This is a genomic window from Fictibacillus sp. EA-CB0309, from assembly GCF_055814265.1.
Window position 1 is genome coordinate 1968324 of the sequence record NZ_CP169271.1, and the last position, 23310, is coordinate 1991633.

Consider the following 23310-nt stretch of genomic DNA (forward strand, 5'->3'; position numbering starts at 1 on the left):
ATTCTGCAAATTCTTTCCGTAATAAGTGATAATTTAAATGGGATTTCAACTAGTCTATTTGATTTATCGAACAAAGAATGAGGGTTTGAACCTAATTTACTGTGGAACTATACGAGTTGAACTCTGCTCAATTACCTAAAAACCTACATATAATATCTATATTGCACAAGCGGGTACATTTCTCTAAGTAAGAGAAGTGTTATTTTTTTATAGATTGAATGAAAAACGTGCAGGGTAGAAGGGATTTAATGTCTAAGAATGAGAATCTAAAATAGAAATGCAGGAATAAATTTGTATTATGTAAGGGGAATCAGCAGATGTTTGATGAATTTAATTTTGATTTAATTTATCGTGAACAAAATGCTATAACTCCTTTAGTGGTTATGATGTGTGGAGTGGCTGGGTCTGGGAAAACTACCTTTTCACAAAGGTTAGAAAAGAAAGGTTTTGTACGTCTTTCGATTGATGAAGAAATTTGGGCCACCATTGGTCGTTGGGGGATTGACTACCCGATGAATAAGTTTGAGGAATACAGAAAAGTTGCAGAAAAAATTACGTATGCGTTTAATAAAGTTAATCCACGATAAACAACAGGTGGTAATTGATTTCAGTTTTTGGGATCGTTTAAGAAGAAACGAATATAAGAAACTTATTAAAGATTCAGGTGGTAAGTGGAAGCTGATCTATCTAAAAGTGGATTCAAATGATTTGCGAGAAAGACTTAAGTTACGTAACAACCGTTTTGATGCGAATTCCTTCCCGATTTCAGAGGAACTATTAACTTCTTACCTTAATGGTTTCGAAATTCCAAAAGGTGAAGGGGAAATTGTAGTAGAAAATTAAATCTATTTTAGAAACAATTCATTTAAAAGGGAGTGTTAGTATTTTTTCAACTCATGTTAACGTTTATAAAACCAAAAGTGGAAAAACCGTAACAGTAAGGGAAGCCGGGGTACAGGATTCAGAAGTGATGTTAATAACTGCACCAAAAGCTTTAGTAGATGCTCCCTATATGTTAAGTACCGTGGAGGATATAAAAAAGCTAAGTCTTGAAGATATGAAAGGGAATTACAATATTACTCCCAAAAACCTAATTATATAAAACTCGTGGCTGAATATGAAAATAAGCTCGTGGGTGCAATTGATTTTAGAAATGGAGATAAAGAAAAAATAGCACATCAAGGCTCTTTTGCGATGACCGTGTTACCTGAATATCGAAATCATGGTGTTGGAAGAGCACTGGTAGAATCACTGATTACCTGGGCTAGAAACAACGATACCATTGAAAAGATATGTCTTGAAGTCATGGAAGACAACCATGGAGCAATTAGATTATATAAATCTTTGAATTTTGTAGAAGAAGGAAGAAAAGCGAGAGGTGTTAAGATGGAAAATCGATATCAAGATTTAATATTGATGGCTTTGTTTGTTTAATAAAAATCAGTGAAAAAGTTTATGAGGATGTGAAATTGCAATTTCCTATCACATTTATCTTAGTCATGCTTACTGGTACCGTTTTAAAGTTCTTTATTCCTAAGCACTGGGCTATATGGCAAGGTATCTAAAAGAGGTTTAACCGAGAAAAAGATATCCATATATGTAGGCGTTTCTTCAATGGTTGCAGTTTTTCTTACTTCAATATATCTTTCGAATATCTATGATAAGCAAGCGTGATTATTTCTTGAAGATACATCTATAAGGTCTGTCATATTAAGTTGAATTGACATTTTGCAGGGGGCAAACTTGGAAAAATTCATAATAAAAAACATAATTAATCTTTTACACTATGATACAAGCAGTTTAATTATACAAAGTAAAAAAGAAGGTTTTCGTTTTGTAGAAAGATTAGTAAATGATTATAAAAATGGTACGAATACTTTCGACGATTTAGGTGAAACCCTATTTGGTGCTTTTACTGAAAAAGGTGAACTAATTGCCATTTGTGGACTAAACAAAGATCCTTTTTCAGACAAACAAAACATTTGTAGGTTGAGAAGGTTTTATGTTAGTAAAGCATACAGGGAGAAAGGTGTTGGCAGCTTATTATTAAATAATATTATTATTGAAGCCAAAATGTATTTTAGTGTTATGGTACTTCATACAGATACCGAACAAGCTGATCATTTTTATACTTCTTTTGGATTTTCTAAGAGTAATTGTTACCCAAATTCAACTCATTTTTTAAAGTTATAAAAGTAACTTTTCTTTGTAACTGTAATAATGCATTTCTATAAAAAAAGCTTTGCTGGGAGGTAGGCAAAGTTTTTAAAAACAGCTCCACAAGAGTGTGGAAATCCAGGTGAATTAGTTTATCATTTTAGGAGCACTGGGGGTATCCCAAAGATACTCTAATCAAAGTAAGTCTGCTTTACCAGTCACTATAGAATGCCTTACACATCATGCAGTATATGTAATGCAAGATGCTAACCAGCTAATTACTTTTTATGGGTTCACATACATTTATGTGATTCTTCCGTCACATTTGTAAGACCTTAATTATTAATATCAACTTCAAAAGTCGTTATTCCTGAGGTGGAAAATGAACGAAACTAAGAAAATCTGGAAGCCACTTTCTGTTATCGAAATCCAAGAGATATTTAACCAGATTCCTGTGCAATGGTGGATTGCTGGTGGATGGGCATTGGATTTATATATGGATAGAATTACCCGAGAACATGAAGACATCGATATTATCATCCTTAGATCCGAACACCTACCATTACAAGAGTATTTGTCCGCTGACTGGGAAGGATACAAAGCATTCAAAGGAAATTTAATACCTTGGCACATGAAAGAAAAGCTAGATTCTCAATTTGATAATATATGGTTTAAGAAAAAGGGAGAAACTACGTGGGCCTTCCAGATTATGATCATAGATTCAGAAGATGATTATTGGATTTACAAACGAAATGGTACAATAAGAATGAAACTAACTGATATCGGATTAAAAAATTCTGCAGGTATTTCTTGCTTAAGACCAGAAATTCAGCTTTTATATAAGGGTGGCAGTTCGTTGATTAGGGAAAAAGACATTCTGGATTTAGAGAACGTCTTGCCTATGTTAGATGATACAAGTCGAGAATGGTTAAGAGATTCATTAACCATCCAGTACCCTAACGGACATCCATGGATTGAACAAATAAATGTCTATTCCAATTAAACATATATAACTAGTCAAATAGAAAAATGAAGTAAGGGTGGTTTATCGCCTCCCTTACTTTCTTTTTCTTGTAGAAGAAAATTCAAGTGAAAAGGTGAAACTCCAATGAGCAAAATAGTTATTCTAGCAGAAAAACCATCGCAAGCTAAAGCTTATTCAGATGCCTTTTCGATAAAGAAAAAGATAAAACGTTTATTGAATTAAACCCATGCAGCATCTTTCCAAGTGGCGCGATACTTACATGGGGAATCGGTCACTTAGTCGAGCTGAAGCAACCTAAAGAATATAAGTCTGAATGGGGAACGTGGCGATTATCTTCTTTACCGATCTTGCCTGAACGTTATGAATTTAAGGTGGCGTCTGGAAAGTATGAACAGTTTAATGCGGTAAAACGGTTATTTAAAGAAGCAGACATAATCATTAACGGTTGCGACGTGGATCGTGAAGGTTCAAACATCTTTTATTCGATTTATCATATGACAGGTGTGAGAGGCAAAACCATTAAAAGACTATGGATAAATTCTTTAGAAGTCGATGAGGTTCGTAAAGGATTTTCTAATCTTCATGATAACGAGAAAGATCTATTGTTGTATGCCGAAGCCAAAACACGTCAGATCTCTGATTGGCTCGTTGGAATGAACGGAAGTCGCCTTTATACGTTACTTTTACAGCAAAAGGGCCTTTCGGATAGCTTGAGCATTGGTAGAGTGCAGTCGCCAACAACATACTTGATTTACCAAAGGCACCTCGAGATTGAGAATTTCGTGGCTAAACCGTTTTATGAGATTGAAGGAAACTTTATAGCTGCAAACGGAGTATACAAAGGAAAAGCAAAAATAAAAAGTGAAAAACTAGAAGAGGTTCAACAGCTGTTAACTCAGCACAACATAACAGGAAACGATATCGGCATCATTAAATCTGTTTCAAAAAAGAAATGCGTATCAAATCACCTAAGTTGCACGCTCTCTCTACTCTGCAAGCAACAGCAAATAAACGATGGAAATACAGTCCGAAGAAGGTTTTGGATACGGTTCAGAAATTGTACGATAAGAAAATCCTATCGTATCCAAGAACAGATACACAATACATAACAGAGAATGAGTTTGCCTATCTATCTGCTAATCTTGAATCCTATCAAGAACTAATAGAGAACCGCTTTACTGCAGCTTCTAAAAGACCTAGTAAAAGATATGTAGACGGATCAAAGGTTCAAGAACACTATGCGATTATTCCTACCAAAAAGGTTCCAACGCGTGCGAAAATTCAAGGGTTATCGATAGAAGAAAGAAATATATACTTTGAAGTGTTGAACACGACGCTTGCTATGTTTCATCATGATTATGTGTACGAAGAAACAAAAGTTACAACGAATGTGAACGGTTTAGACTTCGAGTCCGTAGGAAAAACAGAGATGAGCAAAGGTTGGAGAGAACTGTTTAACTATAGTTCAAAAGACAGCTCAGCCAAGAAAGATGAAAACGCAACACAAACTCTTCCTAAACTTGAAAAAGGCGAGGAAGTGAAGAGTATTGTCAAAATGAAAGAAGGGATGACAACTCCTCCGAAACCTTATACAGAAGGTCAACTCATCTCGATGATGAAAACGTGTGGTAAGTCGGTCGAGAATGAAGAAGAAAGTGAAATATTGAAAGAAGTGGAAGGCTTAGGTACGGAAGCGACACGAAGTGGAATCATTGAAACCATTAAAAAGCATCAATACATTGAAGTAAAAAAGAACATTGTTCATATAACCGAAAAAGGGAAGATTTTATGTCAGTCAATAGAAGGGAACCTGCTATCGAGTCCTTCCATGACGGCCAAATGGGAAACCTATCTTAAGAAAATCGGAAGCGGAAATGGTACACCTCAGGCCTTTTTGGGAAGTATCGCAAAATTTCTAAATAAATTGATCGAAGAAGTACCTGGACAATTGAATGCAGATTCTATTCAGCAGAGTATTGATGTAGTTAAGAAAGTGAATCAGAAACCGATCGTTGTATGCCCTCGTTGCAAAAAAGGAAGCATCATTCCCAATCGATCATACTATAGCTGTTCAGAATATGCGAATGGTTGCAAACAGACCTTTCCAGGGAAATTACTAAGTAAAAATATTACTGAGAAACAAGTGAAGGATCTGTGTACGAAAGGCAAAACAAGTGTCATTAAGGGATTTAAACCAAAAGCCAAAGAAAAGAGAAAGTTCGATGCAATGCTCATATTAAAAGATGATTTAACGATAGGATTTGAGTTTCTTAAAAAGCAATTTGTGAAGAAATGAAAAAAGTAGTTCTAGGTAAAATTAAAGTTGGTATGAAGCGGACGATGGATTGTAATCGGCCTTACATTTTTTCTTACTTGGGGGATTGCAGGTGTTGAACTTTTGGTTGCCTTCAATAAATGCTTTAGACTTCGCCAAAAATAATGCATGTTAATCCTGATCAGAAGGCTCGTCATAGACGAGTCTTTAACGTTTTTATAACAAGCAAATTTTTTATTTGGAAAACAGTTGACATTTTAGCTACTCGGTCATACAATGTAGAGGTAATGAGTAATACTTAATAGCATAATTGCACTTAAGTAAAATTTTTTATTTCAGTACTAAGTCATACTTATTATAAGTCAGATAAAATAAAGGAGGCTTTTGACATCGAAAATTTAACAGAGATGCTGAAGGGTTCACTTGAAGGCTGCGTGTTGGAAATCATCAGCCGTCATGAAACCTACGGCTATGAGATTACACGCCGCTTAAACGATCTAGGGTTTACAGAAGTTGTGGAGGGTACGGTATACACCATCCTCGTGAGATTGGAAAAGAAGAAATTAGTAGACATTGTTAAGAAGCCGTCAGATATGGGACCACCTCGAAAATTTTATTCTCTTAATGAAGCTGGCAAACAGGAACTTGAATCATTTTGGAAAAAATGGGATTTTGTATCATCCAAGATTAACGTCTTGAAATCACAATAGTCTCATATGATATTTCATCCAAAATTTTAATTGAAGTGATTATTAAGGAGGAAAATAACATGTTGGAATGGATTAAAAAAATGATAGGTGATAAAAAAGAGTACAAAATGATGATGTCACGAGTTGAAGCCCTTCCGGAGGATTATCAATTAGTATTTAAAAAGATTCAAAACTATATGTGGAACTTTTCAGCGGGCAACGGTATGGATATGCTGCACATGCAGTATGAGTTAATTGATTTGTTTGAAGCTGGTGCGGCTGAAGGGAGACAAGTGCTAGAAATCACTGGCGAAGACGTGGCGTCCTTTGCTGACGAACTCGTGGCTAATGCTAAAACCTATTTTGCTAAATATCGTGAAGATTTGAACCAGAGCATTATGAAGGAATTAGGAAAAAATAAGATAAAAGGCTGAATAGCTTGAAAAGAGAACTATTCAGTTAAATTTTTTGCACGGTACTAAGTAATACTTATTATCAGTAAGACTTAATAGTGGAATTGAATATTTAAGCTTTATTAAGAATTTTATAGGAGGAAAAACATGAATCAAACAGCGATTTCATTAAATGGATTAAAGAAGTCTTTCAAAGATAAGGAAGTTTTAAAGGGAGTAAATCTTGAGGTACAGCGGGGAGAGATATTCGCGTTGTTAGGATCAAATGGAGCGGGCAAAACGACGACTGTTAACATTCTCTCGACTTTAATAAAAGCGGATGATGGGAAAGCCTTTATTTGTGGGTTTGATGTCAATCGTCAACCAGATCAAGTACGTCAGAGTATCAGTTTGACCGGGCAGTTTGCAGCTTTAGACGGAATGCTCACCGGGCGGGAAAATCTGACGTTGATTGCCAAGTTAAGGGGTGTCTCTAATCCGGCACAAGTCGCTGATCAATTACTTGCAAGATTCAGCCTGACAGAAGCAGCGAACAAACGCGCAGATCAATATTCTGGTGGAATGAAACGAAGGCTTGATATTGCGATGAGCCTAATCGGGACACCAGAAGTGATTTTTCTCGACGAACCAACAACAGGGCTAGATCCTGAAGCGCGTATTGAGGTTTGGGATACCATCAAGGAGCTTGCTATTGGTGGCACGACTATTTTGCTAACCACTCAATACTTGGAAGAAGCAGAACAACTCGCGGACCGTATTGCCATTCTGCATGGCGGAAAAATCATCAAGACAGGTACACTTACCGAGCTTAAAGAAATGTTCCCGCCAGCGAAAGTGGAGTACGTTGAGAAGCAGCCATCACTGGAAGAAATTTTCCTCGCGATCATCGGTAAAAGGGAGGCTATTTAAATGAAAAGCATCACAGGAATTTTACTAGGACGTTTAATGCGTAACATCATGCGAAGCCCTGATACGATTATCACGGTGGCGATTACGCCAATTATGATGATGCTATTGTTTGTCTATGTATTTGGCGGTGCGATAGAGGCAGGTACAGATAACTATGTAAATTATTTATTACCCGGCATATTGCTTATGGCCATTGCATCCGGTGTCGCTTATACGTCTGTTCGACTGTTTACGGATGTAAAAAGTGGGTTAATGGCGCGTTTTATAACAATGCCAATCAAGCGGTCGTCGGTATTGTGGGCTCACGTATTAACCTCTCTTGCTTCCAATGCCCTTACGATTTTAATCGTTATCCTGGTAGCGCTGTTGATGGGTTTCCGTTCTAACGCTGATATTCTGGATTGGCTTTCTGTAGCCGGCATACTTGGGATGTTTACTTTGGCACTAACGTGGCTCGCGGTCATCCCTGGGTTAACTGCGGGGTCTATGGAAGGAGCAACAGCATACTCGTATCCACTTGTATTCTTACCATTTATCAGTTCAGCCTTTGTTCCTACAGAAACGATGCCAAAAATGGTCCGTGTTTTTGCTGAAAACCAACCTGTGACTTCCATTGTAAATGCGATTCGTGCTTTATTGTATAACGGGTCTGTTGGAAACGATATCTGGATTGCGCTTGCCTGGTGCATAGGAATCATGGTGATTGCTTATTTCTTCGCTAGTAAACAATTTAAACGCCAGTTAGGTTAAAACTTAGAATTAAGAAGCTACGGAGAATTTTAAAAAAGACAAAGTCAAAATGGACTTTGTTTTTTTATATCCTTTTTTTTCGTGTTTCAACTTCTGTGCTAATCAGAAACTTCTTTGGATACTAAAGAAATCATTTGAAGGGAATGGATGGGGAGTAATCAATCCTTTTAAATCTTTCATTGATCCGGGTCATGGTGGTACTGACCCAGGAGGAGTCGCTAATAATCTAACAGAGAAAACCTTACTCTTCAAATAGGGATTCGAATTCGAGATATTTTAATAGCTGAAAAACAACAATTTTTCAATTCTAATTAGCAGGACTTCTGATGTAACGAAGTCAATAATGGAACGAACAGATGCTGCAAACGCATGGGGTGCTGATTTTCTACTGTCTGTTCATATTAATGCCGGCGGGGGAACAGAGTACGAAGATTATATCTATCCGGTTCCAGCGCACCTATTTTGTACATGCAGAAGTTTTGAAAGTCGTGAATTTCAGTGACAGAGGGCAGAAGAGTGCAAACTTTCATGTGCTGCGTAAATCGAATATACCTGCTCTATTAACTGAGAATGGGTTTATCGATAATATAAATGACGCAAATAAATTAAAAACATCTGCACCGTCATGGAAGAGTGCTTTAATATTGGGAAAAAATTATAGGTTTTTCGACTTATTTGTAGAAAAGAAAATAGATATAATTTCTTTTTGATCCGAAATATAGTTCTATCTCCTCATTAAATTAACCCAACCTAAATCCCCTTCCTATTTGAAAATGTTTTTGAGATGATAATTCCTGAAGTTAAAACATTTTTTACCAAGTACATGGGTTAAAGGTTTCATGGAATTCTGAGCATCTAACATTGTATTTACTTTGAAATGGAAAATGGGAAGGGAAACAATATGAAAAGCACAGGTGTTGTTAGAAAAGTGGATGAGCTGGGAAGAATCGTCATTCCCATTGAATTGCGTCGTATGATGGATATGGATATAAAAGATGGGATAGAGATTTTTGTTGAGAACGATAAAATCATCTTAAAGAAGTACATACCAAATAACTCATGCATCATTACAGGGGAAGTGACTGACCAGAATGCAAGGTACGCTGGTGGGAAATTCGTACTCAGTCCGAACGGAGCAAAAGCTCTCCTAGAAGAACTTGAATTAAAGTTCTAGACACATGATTCGTCACTATTAATGTTTTGAAATTGTGAAGAAAATAGTATGGAGGATACCCTTATCAGATCGAAACCATAAGTAATATTAAAATAATAGGGAGATTAAAATTAATTCTATTAACATAAATTTAAGTTCCTTCAATTCATTGCAACTAGAAATAATGTAACTCAAGATTATTAACCAGGACTCCAAAAAACTTTAAGATATGAGTTGAGTACACAACTACAAAAAGCATGCGGCAAAATGCTGCATGCTTTTTTAGTGGAAGTCGTGCGGAAGATCCTTATTTTTTAAATAACTGTACCCAAGCTCCTTGGTAATGAGCAACCCCAATAGAGTCATAATTAGAGCTTAAGATGTTTTGGCGATGACCAGGACTGTTCATCCAGTCTGTCATAACAGCTTGTGGAGAAGTTTGTCCTTTTGCAATGTTCTCACCAGCAGCTGTGTAATCGATTCCAAAGCTGCGCATCATGTCAAACGGAGAACCGTAAGTGGGTGAGTTGTGATCGAAATAGTTGTTTACGATCATGTCTTTTGCTTTTGCCATAGCAACATTGCTTAGTTCAGCATCAAGTGTTAATGGGGCAAGGCCAGCTTTTTGACGCTCTGTATTCACAAGTTGTGAAACTTGAGTTGCGTAAGAACCTACAGATGTATTAGGTGTTGAAGTTGTAGATGGTGCAGGTTCAGATGCTGTATTTGCTGGCAGATCTAGAACTTGACCAGGATAAACCCAGTTGATTTGTTTGATCTGAGGATTTACCTGTTGAATTGCCCATAAACTAACATTTGACGCCGAAGCGATCTTATATAGAGTGTCTCCTCTTTTTACCGTATAGATCTTTGAAGAAGACGGAATGTATAACGTTTGACCAGGATAAATCGAATAACTAGTAAGTCGGTTCATCCCTAGTATATGAGAAAGGCTTACATTTTTCTTTTGTGAGATCTTCCACAGTGTGTCATTTTGCTGAACCGTATAAGGTGTTGAAGCATACGCAGCCGTACCCATCATAAGAAAGGCTGCTAGTGATAAAGATAGTATTTTTAAACGCATAATATCCCCCAAATATCCAGTTCCCCCAACGACTTTCACTATTTAAATGTTCACATAATTTAGACCGGTAAACAACTGGGAATGGCAGAAAAATTTTGTAAATAAATGTATCTTGAAGGAATTTCATGTCGTTAAGAAGAAGTAGTCATGAACAAACAATCAGAAAGGGTGGATGTTATGAGTCTGCACCAAGCAGCGATGGATGGGAAGTTAACTGAAATTGAGGACTTATTAAAAAATGAAAACGTACAAATAGATGAATTGAATGATGGGTGGTCACCGCTGCATTTAGCTGCACATTTTGGACATATCAATATCGTAAGACTGCTTCTTGAACAAGGGGCGGATGTTCATGTAAAGTCAGGGAACAACATGGCAAACACACCTCTTCATGCTGCCGCGGCAAATATGAAGAATCGTCAAGAAATGATCGGTCTATTATTATCGCATGGAGCGGATATTAACGAACAGCAGAGCGGCGGTTGGACGGTCCTTCATCAAGCGGCACAGCACAACGACCCTGAAATGATTTCTTATTTTATAGAAAAGGGAGCGGATCCCTTCCTCGCAAAAGGGGATGGAAAGACCGCACTAGAATTAGCGGAAGATGAAGAGTCGCTCGAGGCTGCTTCTTTATTACGAAACTACTCTTTGAATAAAATCTAAAATACAGGACGAGTCCTGTATTTTTCTTTTTCTCATAATTTGTTATTATAGGAAAGGTAGTTTTTTAAGAAGCAGAAGTAGGTGAAATATATGGACTTTCAAGTATTGTTATATTATAAATACGTTTCTATTGAAGATCCTGAAGCGTTTAAAGAAGAACATCTTGCTCTTTGTAAAGAAATCGGATTAAAGGGCAGAATTCTTGTTGCCCATGAAGGAATTAATGGTACGGTTTCAGGAACAGTGGAGCAGACAGAAGCTTATATGCATGCTATGAAAAACGATCCCCGCTTTTATGATACGGTTTTTAAAATAGAGCAATCAAACGAACATGCTTTTAAGAAGATGAAGGTTCGAGTGAGGCCAGAGCTTGTCCATCTAAGTCTTGAAGATGATGTAAACCCGAATGAACTTACAGGAAAGCATCTTTCTCCAAAAGAATGGCTTGAAGCGATGCAGCAAGAAGATGTTGTCATACTAGATGCGCGAAATACGTATGAGTATGATCTTGGACACTTCAAAAATGCGATCAGACCAGACGTTGAAACATTTAGAGAGCTGCCTCAATGGGTACGTGAAAACTTTAGCCAGTTTAAAGATAAGAAGGTTTTGACCTATTGCACAGGTGGAATTCGTTGTGAAAAGTTCTCAGGGTTTCTTGTAAAAGAAGGATTTAAAGACGTATCACAGCTAGAAGGCGGAATTATCTCCTACGGGTATGATGAAGAAGCAAAAGGCAAGCTTTGGGACGGGAAATGTTATGTCTTTGATGAACGGATCTCTGTGCCGGTTAACAGAAGTGGTGAAGAAACCGTCGTCGGAAAGTGTTATCATTGCGGAAATCCCGAAGAACGCTATGTGAAATGCGGAAATCCAGATTGCAACGCGCATCTATTGATGTGTGAAGAATGTGAGCATGAGCATAAACGCTCGTGCAGCACAGCATGTAAGGAACACCCTTGGAATCGTTATGTAAAAGAATGTGAAGCAGAAAGTGAAAGTTCTCCTTTATAAGGAGAGCTTTTTTTGTGCGAGAGAAGTGTGATATGCCAAATTGTATGCATCACGTGAATAAAAGCAGAAAATGTTTCTGTCAGAAGCGCAAAGAAAAAGAATAAATTCACGGTAAATCTAAAATAATTTCACGGATAAATACAATATTTTATCCATTAATTCCTATTTTTGAATCGTATAAAGTAAAATACAAAAAGGGGAGTGAACATGAAAAAAGGTTACATATTGTTGAGTTTGTGTGTTTTGTTATTTGGAAGTTTCGCGTTTTACGATTCCAGTTTGGTAAGATCATTCGATATCGCCTTTAGAGAATTTATTTTAAGTTTACGAACGGAATGGTTAAATAAAGTTGTGCTATCCTTCACTCATGTTGGGGATGCAAAAGTGCTAGGAGGACTATGCCTATTAGGAGTCATAACACTCTTTCTTGTAAAACAAGTGAGAAATGGTGTTTTGCTACTCGGGAGTATCGTTGTATCTTATGGATTGAACCTCTTAGTTAAGAGCATGTTTGAGCGGGAACGTCCGATGGATTTTCGCTTAATGGAGGAAGACGGATACAGTTTTCCGAGTGGGAACGCCATGGTAGGGACAACATTTTATTTGTTCGCCGCAGTTCTTATCTATCAACGATACCAAAAGCGTTGGATCCTTTGGGCTGGAGTGATCCTTCCATTCTTGTTAGGGGTAAGTCGAGTCTATGTAGGCGTACACTATCCATCTGATATATTGGCAGGAATGGCATTTGGTGTCTTACTTGTACTCTTCTTCAGCAAACTTACAATAAAATCGGTCCAGAACAGAGAAAGCGTTAACAGAAACAACACAAATACCGCTTTATAACTTACCAATCTTTGTCCTCTTTTGGTATAATAAAATGTAATGTTTACCGAAAGGGTGCAAAGAGATGCTGCCAATTGTGTTTCCTGAAAACAAACTTGAGTACATTCCGGCTTTTATAACGCTTGCGATTTTTACGATTTTTGCATGGAGAACGGTAGTCTTTTTTAAGAAACATTCTGCAAAAGAGTTAAAAAGAGCACAATTAATAGAAGAAGATTTGTTAAGCAAAGAGCTGAAAAACAAGGACTTATGAAGAGTTCTTGTTTTTTTTGAAAAAAAATTTATATTTCTATGAATAGGTTTTCAGAATTTACCCATACTACCTTTAACGGAAAACAAAAAAGTTTTTCGTACATATTATCTCCCAAAGGAGGAAATCGCATGGCACGTAACAACAGCAACCAAATCGTGGTTCCTGGAGCACAAGGAGCTCTTGACGCAATGAAGCAAGAGATCGCTGCTGAGTTCGGAGTACATCTTGGACCAGACACAACTTCTCGTGCAAACGGATCTGTAGGTGGCGAAATCACTAAGCGTCTTGTAGCACAAGCGCTAGGCGGACTTCGTTAATCAGTAACCTCCTTGTAAGAAAAAACCCGGAATTCGTTCCGGGTTTTATTTTTTTGTTCAATTATAGATAAATACATCATGAATAATCATGTATAATGAAAGCGATAACAAACAAGTTACTCGTCCAGGGGAGTGGATTAGAATGACAGAACAGAAAAAATTAGACAGCAAAGAAACAGAAAAAGGAATTCACACTGATTTTATTAATCAAATGACCTACGGGGAATATCTGAACCTTGATAAGATTCTATCGGGTCAGAACAGACTTTCCGGTCATCATGATGAAATGTTGTTTATTATTATCCACCAAGTATCTGAATTATGGATGAAACTCATTCTGCACGAAACAAGGTCAGCGATTTCTTCGATTGAAAGTGGCAATCTTCATTCTGCTTTCAAGATGCTCGCACGTGTTTCAAAGATTCAATCTCAGATCATTGAATCGTGGGATGTGCTTTCAACGTTAACGCCAGCAGAATACATGGAGTTTCGTGATAAGCTTGGACAAGCATCAGGCTTTCAATCGTATCAGTATCGCATGATTGAATTTGCGCTCGGCTATAAGACTCCGCATATCTTGGAGATCTATAAAAAAGATGCAGACCTTCACGAACAACTTACATCCGCTCTTCATACGCCAAGTTTGTACGATGTATCAATCCAGGCGTTAGCGAAAGCGGGTCTTCACATCGATGAAGAAGTGCTTAACCGTGATGTTACAAAGCGATACGAATACAACAGCTCGGTAGAAGCAGCGTGGCTTGAAGTCTATCGAAATGTGGAAAAGTATTGGGATCTGTATGAGTTGGCTGAAAAGCTTGTAGATATTGAAGACTGGCTGCAGCAATGGCGATTCCGTCATATGAAGACCGTTGAACGCATTATAGGATTTAAAGTAGGAACAGGTGGTTCATCAGGCGTGAACTATCTAAAAAAGTATTAGATCAACGTTTTTTCCCAGAGCTTTGGGATCTGCGTACAAGTATATAGATTTAAAAAGGATGGCTCTTGGTAGCTGTCCTTTTTGTTTACATAAAATAGGAAACCGGCTTCATACTAATGATAGGAAATTAGAAGGAGTCGAAAGTATGCCTGAATTGCCTGAGATGGAGACGTATCGTGATTTTTTGAGTCACAATATCTTACATAAGCCAATAACAAACGTTGAGATTAATAGAGAAAAATCAATCAATAAACCGGTTCAAGCCTTTATTAAGGCTGTTCAGGGAAAAAATATCACCTCCATAAAAAGAAGAGCGAAACACTTAATCTTCGAATTAAGCTCAGGAAATTACCTGCTGCTTCATCTCATGCTTGGTGGCTTGATGTTTCTTGGGAACGCAAACAACAGCCCTGATCGGACAAAACAAGTTATACTGTCGTTTGGAGAACTTCAGCTCAATTTTATCGGATTAAGACTGGGGTATCTTCATTTATTACGTAAAGAGGAATTGGATGAGAAACTTCAAGACATAGGTCCAGAACCTTTACAGATGACACATGATGAGTTTCAGAAACGTATACAACCGAAAAAAGGTGCCTTAAAACCTTTGCTAGTAGATCAAAAGTTCATTGCTGGAATTGGAAACTGTTATTCGGACGAGATCTGTTTTGAGGCAAGACTAAATCCGTTTCGAAAAGCGAGTGAACTGTCAGATACGGAAATTAATCTTCTATTTGAGTCCATCAAACCCGTTCTTACAAAAGCTATTCAATACGGAGGTTATATGGATTTTCCAATGTTTGAAGGAGATACAAAAACAGGAGAGTATAACAAGAACACACTCGTGTATGAGAGGGAAGGAGAAAGTTGTAATCGGTGTGGTGCTGAGATCAAGAGAGCAGAAAGTACAACGCACAAATCCTTTCATTGCCCAAATTGCCAAAAATAAAGAAATTATGGACAGCATTTCTCAGATGCTGTTTTTATTTTTGGGCTAGAACCAATTTTTAGTTAAATATAGGCGGATAAAGCAAAGATCATCGTTTTATATCATTAGTAAATGAAAACGTTAAAACAAAAAATCATGTTTAATCCTATTTACGGCTTATTTTTTTTCGCTCTACCCATAGTGTTTTGGATCGAGTCATACACATTTCCCATCAAAAAATGCTTTTGAATGAGTGTGTTCCAAATATTTCACTTCATACATAACCTGATTGAAGAAAAGTAATCAATGAGGTGATTAGTTTGAAACATGATGATGAGTCAACAAGTTGTATATATAATCTGCCCAATTGCTATAAACCGTTTATCAGTCCCAATCCAATTACGTCTTTTAATCCCGTTCAAGTTTCTCCTACCATTCACAAAAGCTCATTTATTAGTCCTTTTACTAGCGTCATTGGTGATGTAGCCATAAGAAAAAATGTTTACGTAGCCCCACTTGTTAGTATACGTGCTGATGAAGGTACACCTTTTTATATTGGATCTGATACAAATCTTCAGGATGGAGTTATATTGCATGGGTTATTAAATAAATTCGTAAGTGTAGATGAAGAGGAGTATTCCATCTACATTAGCAAGAGAGTTTCCATTGCACATGGAGCTCTTATTCATGGCCCTTGCTATATTGGCAAAAAGGTATTTGTTGGGTTTAAATCTATCGTATATGATGCCTTTGTAGAGAGTGGCGTATTTATTGCTAATAATGCAGTTGTTACAAATGGTGTTCATATTGCCAAGAATCGGTTCGTTCCCCTGGAGCTTATATTGATACACAGAAAAAAGCTGATGCACTTTCAAGAGTACCTCTAGACAATAAAGAATTCGCAAGAGAAGTACAGCGAGTCAATCAGGAGTTTCCAGCTTCATACAATATGCTATTTGGAGATATCCGTTGTTCTTGTGGAATCGCATACGAAAGCCGCAAATAATTGGCAGACTAAAATCAATTCCAATGTAAAGAGTTATTAAACACTTGTCTCATTCTGTCGAGAGTTTTAAAGGATCTACTATTTCATTACGAACAAATATTCGTTAAAATAGGTAATGAGGTGGTAACCATGTTTCGAAAAAATCCATCAAGCAAGTAATGGATGTTTTACGTGAACCTGATCTATCAAAACAAATTGTGCACTGGAAGACGATCGAACCACGAGAAGCGGTTTCTGTTCCACTTCCAGACTCTTTGCATACAAACATACGATCTGCTCTTCAAAAAAGAGGGATATCTTCACTATATATTCATCAGTTATCGGCGTTTGAAGCAGCCTTACGTAAAGAAAGCTTTGTAGCTGTAACACCAACGGCTTCAGGGAAAACACTTTGCTACAACTTGCCTGTGCTGCAAGAGGTAGCAAACAATCCTGAAGCTAGAGCTCTTTATCTTTTTCCTACAAAAGCTCTCGCTCAAGATCAAAAGTCTGAGATCAATGAACTGATTGATGAGATGGGACTCGATATTAAAAGTTATACGTATGATGGCGATACACCGGCAAATATCCGCCAAGTGGTGAGAAAAGCAGGGAACATCGTCATGACGAACCCTGATATGCTCCATGCCGCTGTTCTTCCGCATCATACGAAATGGGTCTCTTTATTTGAGAACTTAAAATATGTCGTTGTGGATGAGCTGCATACATACCGAGGTGTGTTTGGAAGCCATGTGGCGAATGTTATCCGCCGATTAAAACGCATCTGCAACTTTTACGGAAGCGATCCGATCTTTATTTGCACTTCAGCAACGATCGCGAATCCAAAAGAGTTAGCAGAACAGCTTACAGGCAACCCGATGACACTCATCAATAACAACGGTGCGCCAGCTGGCCGAAAGCATTTTTGTTTTATAATCCGCCAGTCGTAAACAAACCGCTTAACGTGAGGCGAAGTGCGACACTGGAAGCCAGAAATCTCGCCAAACTATTTTTAGAAAATCACATACAAACGATTGTATTCGCGCGAAGCCGTGTAAGAGTTGAGATTCTGCTCACTTATTTACAAGAGCTCGTGAAAAAGGAGTTCGGCACGAAGTCGATTCAAGGATACAGAGGCGGTTATCTGCCAAAACAGCGGCGTGCTATTGAAAAAGGACTTCGAAACGGAGAGATCATGGGGGTCGTTTCGACAAACGCACTAGAACTTGGTGTCGATATTGGGCAGCTTCATGCGTGTATTTTGACGGGCTATCCAGGATCGATTGCGAGTGCATGGCAACAGGCTGGACGAGCAGGACGCCGTCAGGATGAAAGTGTGGTCATAATGGTAGCATCGTCATCACCACTTGACCAGTATGTCATACAAAACCCGGATTATTTCTTTGAACGATCGCCAGAATCGGCTCGTATGAATCCTGATAACTTAATTATTTTAGTAGATCACCTGAAATGTGCAGCTTATGAACTGCCATTTAAAGAAAACGATAAATTCGGCAATCAAGAGATTCAGGATGTTTTAGAATTTTTAGTCGATGAACAAGTGCTTCATAAGCGTGGACAACATTTTTATTGGATGAATGATTCGTTCCCGGCTCATAATATCTCACTTCGATCAGCATCTCAGGAAAACGTCGTCATCATAGATCAGACAAATGTCGCAGATGTAAAAGTGATTGGTGAAATGGACCGCTTTAGTTCCATGACCCTTCTTCATGAAGAAGCCATTTATCTGCATCAAGGGACACAATATCAAGTCGAAAAACTCGATTATGAAGAAAAGAAAGCATTCGTTCGTGAAGTGGACGTGGACTATTTTACAGATGCGAATCTTGCTGTTTCATTAAACGTGTTGGAAGTGGACAAAGAAACAAGAAACGAACAAAACGCAAAAGCCTACGGTGATGTTATGGTCGTTGCAAAAGCTACGATCTTTAAGAAGATCAAATTCGAAACTCACGATAACATTGGATCAGGTCCTATTCATCTGCCTGAAGAAGAGCTTCACACATCCGCAACATGGCTAACGTTTCAAAATGAAGAATTGAGCGAAGAGAAGCTGGAAGCAGGTTTACTTGGAATTGCACATGTGCTGCGTCACGTTGCACCACTCTTTGTTATGTGTGATGCAAATGACTTGCACGTAGTTCCACAAGTAAAAGCGGTTCATAATCAGCTGCCAACGATCTTTATCTATGATCGTTACCCAGGCGGAATCGGTCTAAGTGAAAAAGTATATGGCTCGTGGGATACGGTACTCGATCAAGCACTTTCCATGATTAAGCGTTGTCCTTGTGAAAACGGCTGTCCGTCTTGTACAGGAACTTTAGAAGAAGGAAATAACAGCAAAGAACTTGCCGTAAAACTGATTTCTCAAATAAAAGGAGCAGCATATCATGTCGATTCAAAATAAACTGAACCGACTAAAAAAGCATATGGTGAACCCTGTTTCGACACCACCTGTTCAAACAAAGGCAACAACTGAGACTCCAAAAGATCCTGCAATTGATCATGCGGAATATTGGGAGAAGTTTGGCGCGTCACCTTACTTTTTCGAAGACGATTATTGCATCATTCGAAAAGTGCAATATCCACTGAATCAAGTTTGGGGTCGCTATCGGTTTTCTGATGTGAAGAATGCAGTAGCACACTGGCAGGATGTAAATGCCCAACATCCCCTCAACGCCAAAGGTCTCGACGTCTCTGAACTGTTGTTTTTCGATACGGAGACAACCGGTTTAAGTGGTGGCGCTGGAAATACGATCTTTATGCTCGGAATGAGCCAAATAAAAGACGATCACGTTTTAGTTCATCAGTTTTTCTTGCCAGGACCAGGGTCTGAAGTGGCACTTTATCATTACTTTTTAAATCATGTTAAAGAATTGCGGAACCTTGTAACATATAACGGAAAATCATTTGATTGGCCACAAGTAAAAACACGTCATACGTTAATTCGCGATTATGTTCCATCGTTACCGGAGTTTGGCCACTTTGACCTGTTACATGGTGCAAGAAGGCTATGGAAAGAGACCCTGCCCGCAGTGAAGCTTTCGGTTGTTGAAAAAGAGATATTAGGCGTAAACAGGATACACGATACTCCTGGATTTTTAGCTCCGATGCTTTATTTTCAATATTGCAATGAAGGAGATCCTTCGCTGCTTGAGGGTGTTTTTCAGCATAATGAGTGGGATGTATTATCGTTAATTACGCTCTTTACACACATGTCCGGCATTGTGACCGGAAATAGTTTCCGGACAGAGAAAGAAACGTTTGAGACGGCTAGATGGTTTGAATCGTTAAATGAAGTAGAAAACGCTACATCCCTTTATGATGAACTGCTTCAAACCGGAACTTCACTTCGATCTCAATCAAAAAAATCGCTTGCTGCTCTATATAAAAAGCAGAACAAAATAGAGATCGCGGTTCTTTATTGGCATGATCTGCTTCAGGAAAACGAGTTGGATGAAGAGCCTGCAGTTGAGCTTTCTAAATATTATGAGCATGTACAAAAAGATTATGAAAAAGCGCTCCATTTTGCAGTTCGTGCTTATAATGTTTGGAAGGGCAAAAAAAGGTTAACAAAGAGGAAAGAAGAGCAGGAAAAACTGGCTTTTGCAAAAAGAATCGAACGATTAGAACAACGTATCATCCAATATTCGTAAAAATTCGTCAAATTTATGAATTAATTCAAAATATCTCTTCTCAATTGCCTTGGTTTTTTGTAGAATAAGAGAGGACATGAAAATGTTTTTGAGAAAATAAATTTCCCCTCTTTTATTCCCCGGGTAAGCGCAAAATACGCCATGAAACCTCATATTTCTACGTGGTTTTCGTCAATATTCTGTGTGGTTCGATTGTTTTCGCGAAATAGCCTGAAATGTGAAGAGGGAAATGATATATTTTAAGCTATGGAGAGATGGTACGTGAAGCAGTGGATTGTCGTTCTATTTTTTGTTGTAGTCGGTTTGACGCTCATGATTGGCAATGAAATCAGTCACTCAACACAAAACTTTTAATGGAAAGCCCGGCTATGGATGAAGCCGGGTATTTTCGTTAACAGGGGGTTGTATTAAAATGCTACAAACGTTACTGATCAGCGGATACAAAGCCCATGAGCTAGGCATCTTTAGTGATAAGCATGAAGGGGTATACTACATAAAGAAAGCACTTCAGCAGAGAATTGTTACTTTACTTGATGAAGGATTAGAATGGGTCATCATCAGCGGCCAGCCTGGTGTGGAAATGTGGGCTGCTGAAGTGGTGTTTGAACTGCAGCTGGAGCACGCTGATCTGAAGCTTGCTGTTTTAACACCATTTTTAGAGCAAGAAGCCCGCTGGAAAGAAAATGTACAAGAAAAATATCATGAAATTTTAGCTCAGGCTGATTTTGTGGATTCTGTAAGCCGAAAGCCTTATGAGTCGCCTGGGCAGCTGCGTGTAAAGAATCAGTTTCTTGTGCAGAAAAGCGATGCTATTCTTCTTCTGTACGACGAAGAAAAGGATGGTTCGCCGAAGTATTATCTGGATGCGGCGAAACAAAAGCAGGAAATGGACAATTCGTACGAAATATTTTATATTACTCCTTATGACTTGGATGTTCTTGTACAAGAAGAACAATATAATCGCAATGAATAAGTAAGAGTAAAGTAGAAAGAAATTGACATTTAGGTCAGGTAGTGAAAAAATAAATCTTAGAATCTTTGTGTGAGGTGATTCACATGAGTGAACAACGTTTTCATTTAACGGCGAAAGAAATTTTGGAAAAAGACTTTAAACAAGGCTTTCGTGGCTATGATCAAGACGAAGTAGACAAATTCTTAGATCTTATCATTAAGGATTACGAAAACTTTCAAAAAGAGTACGATGCGGTTGTCCAAGAAAACAATCGATTGCGTCGAGAAGCTCAAAATTCTTCTGATCATCAGCAGACACGCAGAATGCCTGCAGTAACTTCAAGCACGACGAACTCCGATATTCTTCAGCGTTTGTCCAACTTGGAAAAACATGTTTTTGGAAGCAAATTATACGATTGATTCCAGTTATTATCCATTTGTTTTTATTAATTCAGCATGCTATAATGAATCTTGCTTTTAAAAACTAAATCAATAACGTTCGGGTAATCGCTGGACCTATTTTTTAGGTTTAGAGGAAAGTCCATGCTCGCACGGATCTGAGATGACCGTAATGATCGTGCCTGGCCAAAAAATAAGCCAGGGTATCTTGGTTTGCTCTTTTGAGCTTACTGGGTTAACGGCTGGGAACGCACCTAAGTCCATTGGATATGGTGTTAATACCTTGAAAGTGCCACAGTGACGTAGTCCCGATGGAAACAGAGGGAGTGGAACGAGGTAAACCCCACGAGCGAGAAACCCAAATTATGGTAGGGAGTTTCCCACTTCGGAATTGAACGAATGGGAGAACAAGAAGCTAAGGCTTTTTGTAGATAGATGATTACCACCGGTGTACGAGGCTGCCAGCCGCTTGTAGTACTAAGGAACAGAACATGGCTTACAGAACGTTATTGGTACCTAAATTAAAGCTGAATGAGGGCCCTGTTTACCGGGGCTTTTTCTATTTACATAAAAAAGAGTCTAGAATTAAGGGTATACTGTTAACAATACTAAATGCAAGAAAAGTAAGGAGTTTTATAAGATGGCACAATTACGACTGCTCGCAACAGCTGCTATGGGATTAGAGGCCCTAGTAGCGAATGAAGTACGTGCACTAGGTTTCGAAAACGTAAAAGTAGAAAACGGAAAAGTGTATTTTGATGGTGATGAGAAAACACTTGTAAAAGCTAATTTATGGCTTAGAACTGCGGACCGTGTAAAGTTAGTGGTTGGCGAATTTAAAGCAGAAACGTTTGATGAACTATTTGAAAAAACAAAGGCGCTTCCATGGGCGGACTTTATTCCAGAGGATGGCGAATTCCTGTAATCGGCCGTTCGGTAAAATCTAAGCTTTTCTCGGTTTCTGACTGTCAGGCGATCGTGAAAAAAGCGGTAGTCGACAATTTGAAAACCGCATATAATCGAAAAACATGGTTCCCTGAAGATGGTGCACTGTATCGTATTGAAGTAGCGATTCATAAAGACATCGCAACATTAACGCTTGATACGAGTGGGACAGGTCTTCATAAGCGTGGTTACCGTGAATTGCATAGCGGAGCGCCGATTAAAGAAACGATGGCAGCGGCACTTATCATGCTGACGAATTGGACTCCAGATAAACCATTTGCCGACCCGTTCTGTGGATCAGGAACACTTCCGATTGAAGCAGCGATGATCGGACAAAATATCGCTCCAGGCTTAAACCGAGAATTTGCTTCTGAAAAATGGAACTGGATCGATAAAAAAGTATGGTACGAAGCAGTAAGTGAAGCGCAAGATGTAGCAAAGTATGACCTTCCCTTGATATTCAAGGCTCTGATATCGACCATAAGATGATCGAACTGTCTAAGAACAATGCGAACGAAGCTGGATTTGAAGACTTTATCACGTTTAAACAGATGCAAGTGCGTGATTTCACAACAAGAAAAGATTACGGCTACCTTGTTACGAACCCGCCATACGGAGAACGTCTAGGGGAAAGAGAAGAAGTTGCACAGATGTACCGCGATCTAGGAAATGCTATGAAACCTTATGATACGTGGAGTGTGTACGTCATCACTTCAAACGAAAAGTTCGAAGAGTATTACGGCAGATCAGCAACAAAGAAACGTAAATTGTATAACGGAGATCTGAAGACCGATTATTATCAGTTCTTTGGGAAGAGACCTCCGAGACAGCAATCCTAATGATTGTGGGTTGATGCCCAAAATTTTTGGATTCAGCTTAAAAACTCTTGGATTCCATTACTAAAACTTTAAAAATGAAAGGCTGGCTCATTCAGAGCGAGCCTTTTCTTTTATAATGCCAGCGTGAACTTC

The 23310-nt window shown here is 38.3% G+C and carries 20 protein-coding genes, 1 other RNA gene and 7 pseudogenes; 27 read left to right on the forward strand and 1 reads right to left on the reverse strand.

Features of this window, described 5'->3' with window-relative positions:
* Window positions 1–317 precede the first annotated feature (317 nt).
* The 13 genes and pseudogenes from ACEWFH_RS11055 to ACEWFH_RS11115 all read left to right on the forward strand — a co-directional run bounded on the left by ACEWFH_RS11055 (window position 318) and on the right by ACEWFH_RS11115 (window position 9352).
* Complete coding sequence (locus ACEWFH_RS11055) at window positions 318–587, forward strand: P-loop nucleotide/nucleoside kinase family protein (RefSeq protein ID WP_473724112.1); 270 nt, start codon at window positions 318–320, stop codon at window positions 585–587.
* A complete protein-coding gene (locus ACEWFH_RS11060) occupies window positions 559–843 on the forward strand; it encodes a P-loop nucleotide/nucleoside kinase family protein (RefSeq protein WP_473724113.1) in 285 nt (94 codons plus the stop codon). The genes ACEWFH_RS11055 and ACEWFH_RS11060 overlap by 29 nt, the downstream gene beginning before the upstream one ends.
* Before the next feature lie 16 nt (window positions 844–859).
* Window positions 860–1434, forward strand: a pseudogene (locus ACEWFH_RS11065) (GNAT family N-acetyltransferase).
* Between the two features lie 309 nt (window positions 1435–1743).
* The gene (locus tag ACEWFH_RS11070) at window positions 1744–2193 is read left to right on the forward strand and encodes a GNAT family N-acetyltransferase (protein ID WP_473724114.1); all 450 of its coding nucleotides are present in this window, start codon (window positions 1744–1746) and stop codon (window positions 2191–2193) included.
* A gap of 346 nt (window positions 2194–2539) precedes the next feature.
* On the forward strand, window positions 2540–3160 hold the full coding sequence (locus ACEWFH_RS11075; protein ID WP_473724115.1) for a nucleotidyltransferase domain-containing protein: 621 nt from the start codon (window positions 2540–2542) through the stop codon (window positions 3158–3160).
* A 266-nt stretch (window positions 3161–3426) separates the two neighbouring features.
* A pseudogene (locus ACEWFH_RS11080) lies at window positions 3427–4979 on the forward strand (DNA topoisomerase); the annotation flags it as partial.
* Window positions 4971–5438: a topoisomerase C-terminal repeat-containing protein gene (locus ACEWFH_RS11085; protein ID WP_473727278.1), complete on the forward strand. Its 468-nt coding sequence runs from the start codon at window positions 4971–4973 to the stop codon at window positions 5436–5438. The pseudogene ACEWFH_RS11080 and the gene ACEWFH_RS11085, both read left to right, overlap by 9 nt.
* 368 nt (window positions 5439–5806) lie before the next feature.
* A complete protein-coding gene (locus ACEWFH_RS11090; protein ID WP_473727279.1) occupies window positions 5807–6127 on the forward strand; it encodes a PadR family transcriptional regulator in 321 nt (106 codons plus the stop codon).
* A gap of 59 nt (window positions 6128–6186) precedes the next feature.
* A complete protein-coding gene (locus ACEWFH_RS11095; RefSeq protein WP_473724116.1) occupies window positions 6187–6540 on the forward strand; it encodes a DUF1048 domain-containing protein in 354 nt (117 codons plus the stop codon).
* A gap of 126 nt (window positions 6541–6666) precedes the next feature.
* Entirely contained in the window at window positions 6667–7428 is a 762-nt protein-coding gene (locus ACEWFH_RS11100; RefSeq protein ID WP_473724117.1) for an ABC transporter ATP-binding protein, read from the forward strand.
* Window positions 7429–8178: an ABC transporter permease gene (locus tag ACEWFH_RS11105; protein ID WP_473724118.1), complete on the forward strand. Its 750-nt coding sequence runs from the start codon at window positions 7429–7431 to the stop codon at window positions 8176–8178.
* Window positions 8179–8521: 343 nt separating this feature from the next.
* Window positions 8522–8888: pseudogene (locus ACEWFH_RS11110) on the forward strand (N-acetylmuramoyl-L-alanine amidase).
* Window positions 8889–9079: 191 nt separating this feature from the next.
* Complete coding sequence (locus ACEWFH_RS11115; protein WP_473724119.1) at window positions 9080–9352, forward strand: AbrB/MazE/SpoVT family DNA-binding domain-containing protein; 273 nt, start codon at window positions 9080–9082, stop codon at window positions 9350–9352.
* Between the two features lie 286 nt (window positions 9353–9638).
* On the opposite strand, the gene ACEWFH_RS11120 is transcribed toward ACEWFH_RS11115, so the two are convergent.
* Complete coding sequence (locus ACEWFH_RS11120; protein WP_473724120.1) at window positions 9639–10415, reverse strand: LysM peptidoglycan-binding domain-containing protein; 777 nt, start codon at window positions 10413–10415, stop codon at window positions 9639–9641.
* Between the two features lie 147 nt (window positions 10416–10562).
* On the opposite strand from ACEWFH_RS11120, the gene ACEWFH_RS11125 reads away from it, so the two are divergent.
* The 14 genes and pseudogenes from ACEWFH_RS11125 to ACEWFH_RS11190 all read left to right on the forward strand — a co-directional run bounded on the left by ACEWFH_RS11125 (window position 10563) and on the right by ACEWFH_RS11190 (window position 23178).
* A complete protein-coding gene (locus tag ACEWFH_RS11125) occupies window positions 10563–11081 on the forward strand; it encodes an ankyrin repeat domain-containing protein (RefSeq protein WP_473724121.1) in 519 nt (172 codons plus the stop codon).
* Between the two features lie 90 nt (window positions 11082–11171).
* Window positions 11172–12095 (forward strand): oxygen-dependent tRNA uridine(34) hydroxylase TrhO, encoded by a 924-nt coding sequence (gene trhO / locus ACEWFH_RS11130; protein WP_473724122.1) that lies wholly within the window; start codon window positions 11172–11174, stop codon window positions 12093–12095.
* Window positions 12096–12302: 207 nt separating this feature from the next.
* On the forward strand, window positions 12303–12938 hold the full coding sequence (locus tag ACEWFH_RS11135) for a phosphatase PAP2 family protein (protein WP_473724123.1): 636 nt from the start codon (window positions 12303–12305) through the stop codon (window positions 12936–12938).
* Window positions 12939–13002: 64 nt separating this feature from the next.
* Entirely contained in the window at window positions 13003–13191 is a 189-nt protein-coding gene (locus ACEWFH_RS11140) for a hypothetical protein (RefSeq protein ID WP_289495369.1), read from the forward strand.
* Window positions 13192–13319: 128 nt separating this feature from the next.
* On the forward strand, window positions 13320–13508 hold the full coding sequence (locus ACEWFH_RS11145; protein ID WP_066395381.1) for an alpha/beta-type small acid-soluble spore protein: 189 nt from the start codon (window positions 13320–13322) through the stop codon (window positions 13506–13508).
* A gap of 142 nt (window positions 13509–13650) precedes the next feature.
* Window positions 13651–14498 (forward strand): annotated as a pseudogene (kynA, locus tag ACEWFH_RS11150) (tryptophan 2,3-dioxygenase).
* 98 nt (window positions 14499–14596) lie between these two features.
* Window positions 14597–15400 (forward strand): DNA-formamidopyrimidine glycosylase, encoded by an 804-nt coding sequence (mutM, locus tag ACEWFH_RS11155; protein WP_473724124.1) that lies wholly within the window; start codon window positions 14597–14599, stop codon window positions 15398–15400.
* 329 nt (window positions 15401–15729) lie between these two features.
* Window positions 15730–16385, forward strand: a pseudogene (locus tag ACEWFH_RS11160) (LbetaH domain-containing protein).
* A 158-nt stretch (window positions 16386–16543) separates the two neighbouring features.
* Window positions 16544–18795, forward strand: a pseudogene (locus ACEWFH_RS11165) (DEAD/DEAH box helicase).
* Window positions 18779–20044, forward strand: coding sequence for a ribonuclease H-like domain-containing protein (locus ACEWFH_RS11170; RefSeq protein ID WP_473724125.1), 1266 nt, complete (start codon window positions 18779–18781; stop codon window positions 20042–20044). Before ACEWFH_RS11165 ends, ACEWFH_RS11170 begins: the two are co-directional and overlap by 17 nt.
* A gap of 412 nt (window positions 20045–20456) precedes the next feature.
* Window positions 20457–21017, forward strand: coding sequence for an SLOG family protein (locus ACEWFH_RS11175; protein ID WP_473724126.1), 561 nt, complete (start codon window positions 20457–20459; stop codon window positions 21015–21017).
* A gap of 83 nt (window positions 21018–21100) precedes the next feature.
* Window positions 21101–21415, forward strand: a complete 315-nt coding sequence (gene gpsB, locus ACEWFH_RS11180; protein ID WP_066241670.1) for a cell division regulator GpsB — start codon at window positions 21101–21103, stop codon at window positions 21413–21415.
* Window positions 21416–21490: 75 nt separating this feature from the next.
* Window positions 21491–21898: RNase P RNA component class B (gene rnpB, locus ACEWFH_RS11185), an RNA gene on the forward strand.
* 136 nt (window positions 21899–22034) lie between these two features.
* Window positions 22035–23178, forward strand: a pseudogene (locus ACEWFH_RS11190) (THUMP domain-containing class I SAM-dependent RNA methyltransferase).
* Window positions 23179–23310 lie beyond the last annotated feature (132 nt).